The 13394-nt window shown below is 65.5% G+C and carries 12 protein-coding genes; 5 read left to right on the top strand and 7 right to left on the bottom strand.

Annotated elements, in window-relative coordinates; all coding sequences use genetic code 11:
- Nucleotides 1-11 precede the first annotated feature (11 nt).
- Both RAD04_RS11525 and RAD04_RS11520 read right to left on the bottom strand, forming a co-directional pair.
- On the bottom strand, nt 12-1637 hold the full coding sequence (locus tag RAD04_RS11525; RefSeq protein WP_461623887.1) for a GMC family oxidoreductase: 1626 nt from the start codon (nt 1635-1637) through the stop codon (nt 12-14).
- 55 nt (nt 1638-1692) lie between these two features.
- Nucleotides 1693-2283, bottom strand: coding sequence for a TetR/AcrR family transcriptional regulator (locus tag RAD04_RS11520; RefSeq protein WP_461623886.1), 591 nt, complete (start codon nt 2281-2283; stop codon nt 1693-1695).
- A gap of 100 nt (nt 2284-2383) precedes the next feature.
- On the opposite strand from RAD04_RS11520, the gene RAD04_RS11515 reads away from it, so the two are divergent.
- Nucleotides 2384-2749: a nuclear transport factor 2 family protein gene (locus RAD04_RS11515; protein ID WP_461623885.1), complete on the top strand. Its 366-nt coding sequence runs from the start codon at nt 2384-2386 to the stop codon at nt 2747-2749.
- A 326-nt stretch (nt 2750-3075) separates the two neighbouring features.
- Nucleotides 3076-5037 (top strand): putative bifunctional diguanylate cyclase/phosphodiesterase, encoded by a 1962-nt coding sequence (locus tag RAD04_RS11510; protein WP_461623884.1) that lies wholly within the window; start codon nt 3076-3078, stop codon nt 5035-5037.
- 145 nt (nt 5038-5182) lie between these two features.
- Here the strand turns inward: RAD04_RS11510 and RAD04_RS11505 are convergent, their stop codons facing one another.
- The 4 genes from RAD04_RS11505 to pgm form a co-directional block, all read right to left on the bottom strand.
- On the bottom strand, nt 5183-6163 hold the full coding sequence (locus RAD04_RS11505; protein WP_461623883.1) for a PDR/VanB family oxidoreductase: 981 nt from the start codon (nt 6161-6163) through the stop codon (nt 5183-5185).
- A 10-nt stretch (nt 6164-6173) separates the two neighbouring features.
- Nucleotides 6174-6926: a GntR family transcriptional regulator gene (locus RAD04_RS11500; RefSeq protein WP_461619623.1), complete on the bottom strand. Its 753-nt coding sequence runs from the start codon at nt 6924-6926 to the stop codon at nt 6174-6176.
- A 3-nt stretch (nt 6927-6929) separates the two neighbouring features.
- Nucleotides 6930-7979, bottom strand: coding sequence for an aromatic ring-hydroxylating dioxygenase subunit alpha (locus tag RAD04_RS11495; protein ID WP_461623882.1), 1050 nt, complete (start codon nt 7977-7979; stop codon nt 6930-6932).
- A 313-nt stretch (nt 7980-8292) separates the two neighbouring features.
- Nucleotides 8293-9939 (bottom strand): phosphoglucomutase (alpha-D-glucose-1,6-bisphosphate-dependent), encoded by a 1647-nt coding sequence (gene pgm / locus RAD04_RS11490; RefSeq protein ID WP_461623881.1) that lies wholly within the window; start codon nt 9937-9939, stop codon nt 8293-8295.
- 128 nt (nt 9940-10067) lie between these two features.
- On the opposite strand from pgm, the gene RAD04_RS11485 reads away from it, so the two are divergent.
- The 3 genes from RAD04_RS11485 to RAD04_RS11475 all read left to right on the top strand — a co-directional run bounded on the left by RAD04_RS11485 (nt 10068) and on the right by RAD04_RS11475 (nt 12359).
- On the top strand, nt 10068-10271 hold the full coding sequence (locus tag RAD04_RS11485) for a hypothetical protein (protein ID WP_461623880.1): 204 nt from the start codon (nt 10068-10070) through the stop codon (nt 10269-10271).
- Between the two features lie 85 nt (nt 10272-10356).
- Nucleotides 10357-11502, top strand: a complete 1146-nt coding sequence (locus tag RAD04_RS11480; RefSeq protein ID WP_461623879.1) for an alpha/beta hydrolase family protein — start codon at nt 10357-10359, stop codon at nt 11500-11502.
- Nucleotides 11503-11552: 50 nt separating this feature from the next.
- On the top strand, nt 11553-12359 hold the full coding sequence (locus RAD04_RS11475) for a transglycosylase SLT domain-containing protein (RefSeq protein WP_461623878.1): 807 nt from the start codon (nt 11553-11555) through the stop codon (nt 12357-12359).
- A 10-nt stretch (nt 12360-12369) separates the two neighbouring features.
- On the opposite strand, the gene RAD04_RS11470 is transcribed toward RAD04_RS11475, so the two are convergent.
- Nucleotides 12370-13185: a response regulator gene (locus RAD04_RS11470; RefSeq protein ID WP_461623877.1), complete on the bottom strand. Its 816-nt coding sequence runs from the start codon at nt 13183-13185 to the stop codon at nt 12370-12372.
- Nucleotides 13186-13394 lie beyond the last annotated feature (209 nt).

Below are 13394 nucleotides of genomic sequence, written 5' to 3'. Positions count from 1 at the left end.
AAGACGCGAAATTACCGCGCATCCTCCAATATCATGTCGGAGGCCTTTTCGGCGATCATGATGATCGGCGCGTTGGTGTTCCCCGATACGAGGTCCGGCATGACCGAGCCGTCGACGATGCGAAGGCCTTCGAGCCCCCTCACCTTCAGCCGCTGGTCGACCACCGCGAGCGCATCATTGCCCATACGACAGGTCGAGGTCGGATGGTAGATGGTGCTGCCGCGCTCGCGGCAATAATCCAGCAGCTCGGCATCCGTGGATACCTTCGCCCCGGGATCGTACTCATTGACCACGAACGGCTTCAGCGCCGGCGCATTCAAGATCTTGCGCAGGATCTTCAGACCTTCGACGTTGGTGGTGCGGTCGGTCTCGGTCGACATGTAGTTGATGCGGATTTCCGGCGGCACCGTCGGATCGGCGCTCCGGATGCGCAGGGAGCCGCGGCTCTCAGGACGGAGCTGGCACACAGAGGCGGTGAAGCCGGAGAAATCATGCAGCTTCTCGCCCATCTTGTCGGTCGAGAACGGCAGGAAGTGCACCTGGATGTCGGGCGAGGCCAGCCGCGGGCTAGTCTTGAAGAACGCGCCCGCGGTGCCCGCCGCAATCGTCAGCCACCCCTTGCGGAACAGCGCATATCGCGCGCCGGCCATGGTGCGGCGGAGCGGATGATTGACGGTGTCGTTCAGCGTGATCTTCTGCGAGCAGCGCATCACGATACGGACCTGCATGTGATCCTGGAGGTCGTGACCGACGCCCGGCGCATCCAGCACGACATCGATGCCATGCTTGCGCAGGAGGTCGCCGGGGCCGACGCCGGAAAGCTGCAGCAGCTGCGGCGAGTTGTAGGCGCCACTCGACAGCACGATCTCCCTGCGCGCGCGGGCGCGTCGGATTTGCGCGCCTTGCCGATATTCGACGCCGACGGCGCGGCGGCCCTCGAACAGCACGCGCTGGCCGAGCGCGGAGGTTTCGACCTTGAGATTGCCGCGGGTCCTTGCCGGGCCGAGATAAGCCACCGAGGTCGAGGCGCGACGGCCGTTGCGCGTCGTGGTCTGGAACAGGCCGACGCCTTCCTGCGTAGCGCCGTTGAAATCAGGGTTGTAGGGCAGTCCGGTCTCGACCGCGGCGTCGATGAAGGCCTTTGACAGCGGATCGGTCACGACCATGTTGGACACCGGCAGCGGGCCGCCGCTGCCGTGATATTGGTCGGCCCCGCGCGACTGGTTCTCGGCCTTCTTGAAGTAGGGTAGCACGTCGTCGTAGCCCCAGCCGGTGTTGCCGAGCTGGCGCCAGCGGTCGTAGTCCTCGTGCTGGCCGCGGACATAGAGCAGCCCGTTGATCGAGCTCGATCCGCCCAGGGTCTTGCCGCGCGGCTGAAACACCTGGCGTCCCTTCAGCTCGGGCTCCGGCTCGGTCTGGTACATCCAGTTGACGCTCTTCTCCTTGAACAATTTGCCGTAACCGAGCGGCACGTGAATCCAGATGTTGGAATCCTTCGGGCCGGCTTCGAGCAGCAGGACGCTGTGCTTGCCGTTTGCGGAGAGCCTGTTGGCGAGCACACAGCCGGCCGAGCCGGCGCCGACGATGATGTAATCAAATTCGGGATCGGACGGCGCGAGGGAGGAGTTTATGGTCATGTCTTGTCAGTCTTCTTGTTGGTTGGGGCGTTTCCGTCTGCGTGGCTTAGCACAATCATTCCCGCAGGCGCAGCGCCTCGACCAGCGACTTGAACGCACGGGCATATTCCGCGCCCGCCCTTGCGATGTCAGCGCGTCCGGCGCAGGCGACCGCGGCCTCCGTCACCGCGCCGAGCAGCAGCCGCGCCAGCGGCTCGACCGGCTGCTTTGCGATGAGGCCAGCCTCCATCGCCACCGAAAGCGCACGCGGCAGCTTGCCGCCGAAATGCTGCGCGTCGATCTCGCGCCAGCGCTCCCAGCCGAGCACGGCCGGGGCGTCGCGCAGGATGATCTGGCCGGTCGAGCCCTTGGCGGTCGCCGCGAAGTAATGCTGCGTGCCGGCGACCATCGCTGCGAGCACGTCCTTTTCGGCGCGCGCCGTTCCGTCGATCTCGACGACGAGGTCGCGCGAGACCTGGTCGAACACGGCTTCGAACACCGCCTCCTTGGTCTTGAAGTGATGATAGACCGCGCCCTTGGCGACGTGGGCTGCTTCCGCGATCTCGTCCATGGTGGTGGCGGCAAAGCCTTGCGTTCCGAACAGGCGGCGCGCCGCCGTCAGGATCGCCTCCGATGTCGCCGCCCGCCGCTCCGCCTGCTTTGCCATGGGTCTCGTCTAATCGAATTCGGCAGAAGCGGCCACTTGACTTTTCGACTACCGGTCGGTATTTACCGACTATCAGTCGGTTTTAATCGCGAGGTTTGCCATGCCGAGCCGTGACGTCGTCGAAGCTTTTGCGCAGCGGTTGGAGGCCGGGGATTTCATCGGCGCGATCGAGCAGTTCTGCACGCCCGACGCCGCGACCTATGAGAACAACGGCGCCCCGACGGTCGGCCGCGACAAGCTGGTCGCCAAGGAGCGTGCCGTGCTGGCGGCCTCGAAAGAGGTCAGAGCCGTCCGCATTGGGCCGAGCCTGATCGACGGCGACCATGTCGCGACGCGCTGGACGTTCAGCTTCACCAACGCAGAGGGTGTCTCACGAACGCTGGACGAGATCGCGTGGCAAACCTGGCGCGGCGACAAGCTGATCGAGGAGCGGTTCTATTACGATCCCAAGCAGCTGGGGCGGTGACGACGTCGCTCCAGCACAGGTGTCATCGCCCGGCTTGACCGGGCGACCCAGTATTCCAGAGACGGTTGTGATTCCTCGATAGACCGCGGCGTACTGGATGCCCCGGTCAAGCCGAGGCATGACGGCGAGCTAGTGGAGAGCGCCCTGCTCTCGTTACAGCCGTCCGAAGTCCGCATTTGTATCGATTTGTTATCGATATCACGTCACGAACACGCAGAAGTGGTCGCGGGGAACGCCGCAGTCAGGGATAATTCATAGTTCGTCAAAGGTTTGCGGCGAATTCTCCCTGAGGAGCCGACCAACGGCCCATGCTGCTAGGCTCTGAGATGCGGACTCAAACGACCAGCTATGTCGCGCGGCTGTTCGCGGGCGATTTATCGGCCTTTGGCGGTCCCGCAACCGACGAAGCCGTGGCCGGCCATATCCGCGCCGAACAGATGTCGCTGGTGCTCGGCTATTCGGTCGGCATCATGCTCGCCAATGCCTGCAATGCCATCGTGCTCGCCATCGCGCTTTGGCAGTCGCCGGACAGGATATCTGCCCTGATCTGGGCCGCCGCCGTCGCCAGCGCCGCGATCGCATTCGGCCTGCAATCGCGCGCGGCGCGCCGCATCACCAAGCCGCAATTCGTCTCGCGCCGCGCCATGCACCGGCTGGTGCGCAACGCCTTCGTCCTCGGTGCCGCCTGGGGCATCGTCCCGGTCGCCTTCTTCGACAATGCTTCGACCGGCGGCCAGCTCGTCATCACCTGCCTGTGCTCGGGGATGCTGGCCGGCGGCGCGCTCGCCTTCGCCACCATCCCGATCGCAGCGATCGCCTTCACCGCCCCGGTCTTCGTCGGGATCGCGATCTGCCTCGGCAGGAACGGCGATCTGGCCTTTCTGCTGATCGCCTTCCTCGTCGTGGTCTATGGCAGCGTGCTGATCCGCGGCGTGTTCGTCAATTCCTTCTCGTTCGCGCGGCGCGTGATGCGGCAGATCGAGGCGGAGCGCACGGTGCGGCTGGACCCTCTGACCCACCTGCCCAACCGCGTCGCCTTCAACGAGACGCTCGAGGCCGCGCTCAAGCGACTGGCATTGTCCGGCGAGGAGTTTGCGGTGCTCCTGCTCGATCTCGATCGCTTCAAGGAGGTCAACGACAAGTTCGGCCATCCCGCCGGCGACGAATTCCTGGTCCAGGTGGCAAGCCGCCTGCGACGCTGCACGCGCGCCACCGAGCATGTCGCACGCATCGGCGGCGACGAGTTCGCGCTGGTGATGGCCAATCTGGCGCGTCCCGAGGATGCACTCGAAATCGCCGAACGCTTCGTCGCGGCCTTCACTGAACCGTTCCGCATCGAAGGCCGCCAGATCGTAGGCGCGACCAGCGTCGGCATCGTGCTGGCGCCGCGCGACGGCACCACGCCGCTCGACGTCATGAAGAATGCCGATGCCGCGCTCTACCGTGCCAAGAAGGCGGGCCCCGGCACGATCCGCTTCTTCGAGGCCAGCGACGACAGGGTGTCTCGCGATCGCAAGGCGCTGCAATCCGACCTCGAGGGCGCGATCGCGAGAAACGAGCTGTTCCTCGTGTTCCAGCCGTTCCTCGATCTCGACGAAAGCCGGATCACCGGTTTCGAGGCACTGCTTCGCTGGCAACATCCTGAGCGCGGACTGGTGCCGCCGAGCGAATTCATTCCGATTGCGGAAGAGACCGGGCTGATCCACGAGATCGGCGAATGGGTCGTCCGCCGCGCCTGCGCCACGGTGGCCGAGTGGCCGGACGACATCAGGGTCGCCGTGAACTTCTCGGCCGCGCAGTTTCACAACGCCGGCATCCTCCAGATCGTCGTGCAGGCGCTGGCGGAGGCGAAGATCGCGCCGCACCGGCTCGAGATCGAGATCACGGAATCGATGCTGCTGTCGAAATACGGCTCGGCCGAGCCGGTTCTGAACGCGCTGCTGCAGCTCGGCGTCACGGTGGCGCTCGACGATTTCGGGACGGGCTTCTCCTCCCTCACCTATTTGCGCAAGCTGCCGTTCAGCCGCATCAAGATCGACCAGTCCTTCATCCGCGACATGCTGGTGCAGCCGGACTGTGCCGCCATCGTCAAATCGGTGATCTCGCTCGCGCGCGACCTGCGCATCGCCGTCGTCGCCGAAGGCGTCGAGACCGCCGACCAGCTCGACTATCTCAGGCAGATCGGTTGCGACGAGGTGCAGGGCTATCTGATCAGCCGGCCGGTGTCGGTGGATGGCGTGCTGGCGCTGCTGGATACGAAGAAGCTTCGGGCGACGTTTGCGGCGTAGGTCACTTGCCGCTGACGCTTCGTAGCCCGGATGGAGCGGAGCGCAATCCGGGACGAGTGCGGGCCGGAGCAAGACCGCCCCGGATTTCGCTCCGCTCCATCCGGGCTACAATCCTTCAGAGCCTGCCGGGTCTCGAGAGGCTGCCTCAGATCGCATCCGCCCGCAGCAACGTATCCACCGTGATCGTGCCCCGTGCCCGCGAGACGCAGGCGCAGATCTTCTGGTTGCTTTGCTTCTGATGATCGCTGAAGAAGACGTCGCGATGGTCGATCTCGCCGTCGACCTCGACCACGTCGATGGCGCAGAGGCCGCATTCACCGCGCTTGCAGTCGTACATCACGTCGTGACCGCTGGCATTGAGCACATCCAGCATCGAGCGCTCGCGCGGGATTTCGAGCTCGACGTCGGAGCCCTTCAGCCGCACGCGAAACGTCTCGGTGGGCAGCGTGCCGCTGGAGCCGAAGGTCTCGTAGCGGAGATCGGGCAGCGGATGGCCCGCGCCGATCCAGGCGTGGCGCGCGGCATCCAGCATCCGCATCGGGCCGCAGAACAGCGACAGCGCGCCTTGCGGCAAGGACGCGAACACTGCATCGAGGTCGAGCCGTCTGCCTTCGTCGCTGGCATGAACGACCAGGCGATCTCCGAGCATGGCGGAGAGATCGTCGAGATAGGCGGCTTCGCCGCGCGAGCGCACCGCATAATGCAGCGTGACATCCGCGCCGCGCCGCGCCAGCGCCTGCGCGGCACCGAGGATCGGCGTGATGCCGATGCCGCCGGCGATCAGGCAATAATGTTCGCGCGCCCAGTCGACCGCGAGCAGCGAAGCGGGTTGGGTGATGTCGAGCCGCGCGCCCGGCGCGAGCTGCCACATGTAGCGCGAGCCGCCGCGGGAATCATCGGCACGGCGCACCGCGATCTTGAAGCCAGCCGAGGTGGCTTCGCCGACCAGCGAATAGGACCGCGTCTCCGGCAGACCGTCGATGGTCACGCTGATATTGATGTGGCTGCCGACCGGATAGGCGGCGGCGTCGAACTGATCCGGCCGGATCAGGAATTCGCGGATGCCGGGGGCGAGATCGCGCGTCGAAACGAGCGTTGCCGGAATCCAGGTTTCGATGAAGCGCATGGGACTGCCCTCAATCGGTTGCGGTCTTGATCAGCGCGAGCGCTGGCAAAAGGTCGAGATGGGTGCGGTTGCGCAGCGCGAGGCGCAGATTGCGCACCGCCAGCCGCGCGTGCTCGCGCATGATGGCTTCGGCGCGGGCACCCTCGCGATTCTCGATCGCGTCGATCACGACACGGTGGTGCTCCTGGCCGATGATCAGGATCTGCTGCGCCTCGGGCAGCGCCGATTGCGCCATCACGAAGCCGCTCGGGGATGCGAACGGCAGCGCCGAGGCGCGGTCGATCTGGCGGATCAAGGGTGGGCTCCGCGACAATTCCGTGAGCAGGGCGTGGAAGCGCGCGTTCAGCGTGACATAGGACGAGAAGGCTTCGATCGAGATCGGCACCTGCCGCAGCAATTCGTCGATCGCGGCAAGGCACTCCTTGAGCGGCTCGAGCTCGCGCGCGGAAACACCGCGCTCGGCGGCGAAGCGCGCGGCGAGACCTTCCAGCGTGCCGCGTAGCTCGATGGAATCGGAGATGTCGCGCTCCGAAAACGCCTTCACCATGAAGCCGCCGGACGGGATCGCTTCCAGCAGGCCCTCCTCCTCCAGCCGCACCAGCGCCATGCGCACCGGGGTGCGCGAGGCGCCGGTGGTCTCCACCGCCTGGAGCTCGGAGATGCGCTCGCCCGGGCGTAAGGAGCCGGACAGGATCTGGTCGCGTAGCGCGAGCTGCGCCTTCACGGTCTGCGAGACGGAGCGGTCGACCTCACGTTCGGCCATGTCCTACTCCGCCGCCTGAAGGTGCTGCGGCCCGTTTTCCTTCGCCACCATCCTGTCGATCAGCTTGCGCGTCCACATCGCGCCGGCGTCGATGTTGAGGTTGTAGAAGATACGATCGGGGTTCTCGTCCATCGCGCGCTGCTGCGCTTCCAGGATCAATTCGTCCTCGTGGAAGATGCCGGAAACGCCCTCGCGGATCTCGGAGGTGATGCGCTGCTCACCGAGCTGATAGTTGCGCACGAAGGCCCAGAAATAATGGCAGGTCTTTTCCGTCTCCGGCGTGATGGTGTTGAGCACGAAGCCGTTGACGCCCTGCGAGCGGTCCCCTTCCGGCGCGCCGGTGCCGGTGGGCGCCACGCCAACGTCGATCGCGATGGTGCATGGCGCCTCAAAGCGGATGATTTGCCAGCGGTCGACGGGGCCGGTCTTGCCGAGCTGCTTGGCCCAGAACGGCGGCGGCTCGATGTTCCGCATCCAGCGCGTCACCGTGACAGTCTTCTCGCCATGAGTGACGTCGAACGGCGCCTCCGCCACCGCCTCGTTGCCGATGGAGGAGCCGTGCACAAAGGTCTCGTGGGTGAGGTCCATGAGATTGTCGAGCACGAGGCGGTAGTCGCATTTGACATGGATGGTCTTGCCATCGCCGGCCCAGGCCGGATCGTGATTCCAGTGCATGTCGGGGACGAGCGCGGGATCGGCCAGCGCGGGATCGCCCATCCAGAGCCAGATGTAGCGGTGACGCTCGACCACGGGATAAGAGCGCACACAGGCCGACGGGTTGATGGTCTCCTGCGAGGGCATGAAGGTGCAACGCCCCTGCGCATTGTATTTCAGGCCGTGGTAGCCGCAGACGACGGTGTCGCCTTCGAGCCGGCCCTTGGACAGCGGCACCAGACGGTGCCAGCAGGCATCCTCAAGCGCGGCGACCGAGCCGTCGGCCTTGCGGTACATCACGACATGCTTGCCGCAGATCGTCCGCGGCAGCAGCGCAGCCTTCACGTCCGCGTCCCAGGCCGCGGCGTACCAGGCGTTCATGGGGAAGGGCTTTGTCATTGATCTCACTCCCACGGCTTTATGAATACGTTATGTATACAATAGCGGATGCACAGAATGGTTCAAGTGGCAATTTTGCCGTATTAAAATACCTTTATGTGTTTTGATGTATACAACCAAGGTGGTGGGTCATTCCCCGCGAAAGCGGGGAATCCTGTACTCCGCAGCGGGCATGAGGCTCACACAACTGGAGCCGCGGCGTACTGGATCACCCGCTTTCGCGGTGATGACAGCGGTGGATGCGGCAAGCGGTCCCCTTCGGAGCGGCAGGTGTCCCTGCGGGCAGCAGCGAGAGCCGTAAGCGTTCGGACCCTTAAGCCCCGAACACCTTGGCCAACCCCGCCTTGGCCTCTTCCTGAATCCGCGTCAGGTGCTCGGTGCTGCGGAAACTCTCGGCGTAGATCTTGTAGACATCCTCGGTCCCGGACGGGCGCGCGGCGAACCAGCCATAGTCGGTCTCGACCTTGATGCCGCCGAACGGCTGGCCGTTGCCGGGCGCCTTGCTCAGCGTTGAGAGGACGGGGTCGCCGGCGAGGTCCTTCAGGCCGAGCTGCTCGGGCGTGACGGACTTCAGGATGTTCTTTTGCGGCCCGGTCGCGGCGACGTCGATGCGGGCGTAATGCGGCACGCCGAACTCGGCGGTGAGATCACCAAAGAGCTGGCTGGGATCGCGGCCGGTCTTGGCCATGATCTCCGCTGCCAGCAGGCCAAGGATGACGCCGTCCTTGTCGGTGGTCCAAACCCCGCTGTCGCGGCGCAGGAACGAGGCGCCCGCACTCTCCTCGCCGCCGAAGCCGAAGCCGCCGCTGAGGAGACCGTCGACGAACCATTTGAAGCCGACCGGCGTCTCGACCAGCTTGCGCCCGAGCTTCTTGGCGACGCGATCGATGATCGAGCTCGACACCACGGTCTTGCCGATCGCAGCATCCCTGCCCCAGTTCGGACGATGCGCGAACAGATAGGAGATCGCGGTCGCCAGATAATGATTCGGATTCATCAGGCCGCCGGAGCGCGTGACGATGCCGTGGCGATCGGCATCGGTGTCGTTGGCAAAGGCGACGTCGAAGCGGTCGCGCATCGCGATCAGGCTCGCCATCGCGTAGGGCGAGGAGCAGTCCATGCGGATCTTGCCGTCCCAGTCCACCGTCATGAAACGGAACGTTGGGTCGATCGCCTCGTTCACCACGGTGGCCTTCAGGCCGTAGCGCTCGATGATCGGATGCCAGTAGTGCACGGCGGCGCCGCCGAGCGGATCGATGCCGATCTTGATGCCGGCGGATTTGACGAGGTCGAGATCGACGACATTGCCGAGATCGGCGACGTAGGGCGTAACGAAATCGGTGGCATGGACGTTCGAAGACTTCAGCGCCTTGGCATAGTCGATGCGCTTCACGCCCTTGAGGCCGTCGGCGAGATAGGCGTTGGCACGCTTCTCGACCACGCCCGTGACATCGGTGTCGGCCGGGCCGCCATGCGGCGGATTGTATTTGTAGCCGCCATCCTCCGGCGGATTGTGCGAGGGCGTGATGACGACGCCGTCGGCGAGTCCCGATGTGCGACCCTTGTTGTAGGTGAGGATCGCGTGCGAGATCACCGGCGTCGGCGTGTAGCCGCCGTCCTTGTCGATCATGATGTCCACACCGTTCGCGGCGAACACCTCGACGGCGCTGACCAGTGCCGGCTCGGCCAGCGCGTGGGTGTCGATGCCGATGAACAGCGGTCCGGTCAGCCCCTTTTCCCGCCTGTAGTCGCAGATCGCCTGCGTGGTCGCGAGGATATGGCCTTCGTTGAAAGTGTTCTTGAACGAGGTGCCGCGATGGCCGGAGGTGCCGAATGCCACGCGCTGCGCGGGATCCGCGACGTCGGGCTTGCCGGCGAAATAGGTCGTCACCAGCCGCGGAATATTGGTGAGCGCGTCCGGCGAAGCCTGCTTGCCCGCCCCGGGATGAACATCTGCCACTGAAATATCCTCGTCCTTGTCAAATTGAGGCCCTGCCGCACCATAGCATTGGGCTTGCACACGCCAACTCAAAAGCCATCGGCCGACGCCGGCAACAAATGGCCGCATTTGGGTCCATGAATGGGGACATGACCATTCTCGCAACGGCCCTGCTGCTCGCCAGTTCCTTGGTGCTATCGTCTCCCGGATCCGTCGAGCAAACTGGCGTCGAACGCAACCCGATGCTGCGCAACGCAGCTGTGGATCATGACCTCGCCAAGGTGAGGCGCCGGTTCGAGCGGGAGCTCCGTAGCGACACCACGGACACCTCTGGCGCATCCACCGGGCGCTAGCGCCGCTCGTCGTGCACGTCGGCACCGCAATGCAAATTGCGGGATCATGCTATGGTCGAGGCCTTCCGGCTGTTCGAATCGCCTCATGGCTGTCCTGCGCAAGCTGCTCCCTCTGCTGATCGCCTCGCTGATCCCGGCGGGCGGGCCGTCGTCTGCGGTGGCTGCGGAGTTCTACACCGAGGATCTCCGCATCCCCATGGCAGAGGCCGGGCCGCAGGGGCTGGAGGCCTTCCTGGTGCGCCCGGCCGGGACGAAGCGCTATCCGCTGGCGCTGCTCAGCCACGGCTCGCCGCGCAGCTTCGACGACCGCGCGACGATGGCCGCACACAAATATTACGGCATCGCGCTGGAATATGCCCGGCGCGGCTTTGCCGCGCTGATCGTGATGCGGCGCGGCTACGGCACCTCGCCCGGCGGTCGCGTCGATAGCGTCGGCGGTTGCGCGAAGGCCGCTTACCTGCCCGCGGCCGCGGTCGCGGTTGCCGACTTGCGCGCCGCGATCGATGCGATGGCGGGCCGGACCGACGTCACAACAACAGGCATGATCGCGGCCGGTCATTCCGCCGGCGGGCTCGCCACCGTCGCACTGACCGCGCAGGCGCCGGCCGGTCTCGTCGCCGCGATCAACTTCGCCGGCGGCCGCGGCTCGCGCGACGACGACGACGTCTGCAATCCCGATGGGCTGGCGCAGGCCTTCGCCACCTTCGGCAAGACCTCGCGGGTGCCGATGCTGTGGGTCTATGCGACCAACGATTCGTATTTCGGCCCCGACCTCGCGCGCCGCCTCCATGACGGATTTCGCACCAGTGGCGGCAATGCAAAATTCATCGCGGCGCCGCCATTCGGTGACGACGGCCATTACCTCTATGCGGTGGCGAGCCGTGCGCAATGGACGCCCTATGTCGACGCCTTCCTGCGCGAGCGCGCCCTCGTCAGCCGCGACATCCTGAGCCCGCCCGACCCGCTGCCGCCGCCGCGCCAGCTCAACGAGGCCGCGCGGGCCGAGTTCGCGCGCTATCTCGCCAGCATGTTGCCGCACAAGGCCTTCGCGGTGTCGCCGAACGGCGGCTACGGCTGGCGCGCGGGACGCGTTACGGCCGACGAGGCCCAGCGCGACTCGCTGGCGGCCTGCATGAAATGGTCGCCCACCTGCACGCTCTATGCGATCGACGACCGGCTGGCTGAACCTGCGCAAGCGACGTCCACCGATCAGAGCGCCCGCGCGCGCTAGCCGCCGCAGCGGAGGCCGGTTTGTTAACTCCGGAGCTCTATGACGGACCGATGCTGTGGGATCGGGCATGCTTCAATCTCGGCGCGACGTGGAGACACGTGGCGGTCGTCCTGCTGTTGTCGGCCCCGATTTGCGCACAGGCTGGAGACGGCGATCTGGACGGGCCGCACGCGACGTCGGCGATCTCCACCGGCAGGACGGAGCTCGGCGCCGGCGAAACGCCCTCATCCCGGGCCATGATCCGGAAGATCATCGAGCGAGAAACCGCAAACACCAATTTACCGGCCGATATCGCCGAAGCGGTCGTCTTCGTCGAAAGCGGCTACAATTCGGCCGTCGTCGGCAGCGTCGGCGAGATCGGCCTGATGCAGGTGCGGCCCGAGACGGCCGCGATGCTGGGCTTCCGGGGCAGCGAGGCGGAACTCGCCGAACCCGACATCAACATCCATTATGGGGTGCTTTATCTCAGCCAAGCGTGGCGGTTGGCTGGCGGGGACATGTGCCGCGCGCTCATGAAGTATCGGGCAGGCCATGGCGAAGAAGATATGACCGCGCGGTCGCAGGTCTATTGCAACCGGGCCCGCAACCGTCTTGCCGCCATGAATTCGAAGGCTCTTGAGACCGAGGTTGCGGCCGCTCCGGATCCGGCGCCCCGGCCCACTTACGCAGCACCTGCGGCAGCTCCGGCAAAACCGGCGAGCCGCCCGAAGATGGCGGCGCAACCCAAAGCCGTCTATGCCCGCTATCGCCAAGGCACCGCAGCCGCCAGCCGCGCCTATTGGGCCGCCCACGAGGCCCGGGTCGGCCAGATCAAGGCTCGCATCGCAGCGCGATGGAAGCGCGTCGCATCGCGCTGACGACAAGTGCCTATAGCCGCTCGCTGAGCGCGAGCTTGTAGCCGACGCCGGTGACGGTCGCGATCACGGGCGTGCCGCTGCCGACGAGCTTGCGGCGCAGCCGCGCCACCAGCGCATCGACCGTGCGGATGTCGACCTCGGCCTGGCGGTTGCTGACGACCTCGATCAGATAGTCGCGGCTGAGCGGCCGTCCGTCGGCACCGACCAGCGCCGCGAGCAGATCGAATTCGGCGCGCGTCAGCGCCACCGGCTTGCCGTCGCTGCCGAGCAATTCGCGCCGGGTGAGGTCGATGATCCAGTCGCCGAAGGCGATCGAATTGTGGTTGCGCGCCGCCTTGCGATCGAGCGAGCGCCGCCGCAGCACGCTGCGGGCGCGCGCGAGCAGATCGCGCAGATTGATCGGCTTGGTGACATAGTGGTCGCCGGCGATCTCGAGGCCGAGGATGCGATCGACGTCGGTGTCGCGGCGCGTCACGAAGATGATGCCCGCGTTGCTGGTCGCCTGGATCTCCTTGGCGAGCTCGAAGCCGTCGCCATCAGGCAGTTGCACGTCGAGGAAGATGAGATCGGTTCGGGCGCGCAACGCCTGGCGGCACTCAGCGCAGGAGCTGGCGCCGACCACGTCGAAATTGTTCTCGCTGAAATAGCCGACCAGCATGGTCCGCGTCACCGGATCGTCCTCGACAACGATCAGCCGCTCGCGGCCGGCGGGACGCAACTCCTTAAGTGCGGGATCAACCACGGTCTTGGGTGTCCTGTGTGCCTGGGACCCGACCTGGAAATTCAAGTCACCGCGCAATGCGCTGCCATGTGAACGGACATTCACGACTTGTTCGAGCCCCCGAAATTGCCTGCCGGAATATTAGGCGCGTTGCGACGCGCAAACAATATTGCTCATGGTCTCTAGGGATTAAGTATGAATTGGCCCACAATTCTCATTCCGCGCATCATAGCGCAGGGCGGCCCCGCAGGGGCCTTGCGCCGCCGATCCCTCACATTCGCCTTCGGACTCAACCGCCGGTTAACGTAAAAATG

It is taken from the genome of Bradyrhizobium sp. 25ACV (assembly GCF_054863005.1).
The sequence above is the reverse complement of the archived record's forward strand: the minus strand, read 5'-3'. Positions and strand labels throughout refer to the sequence as shown.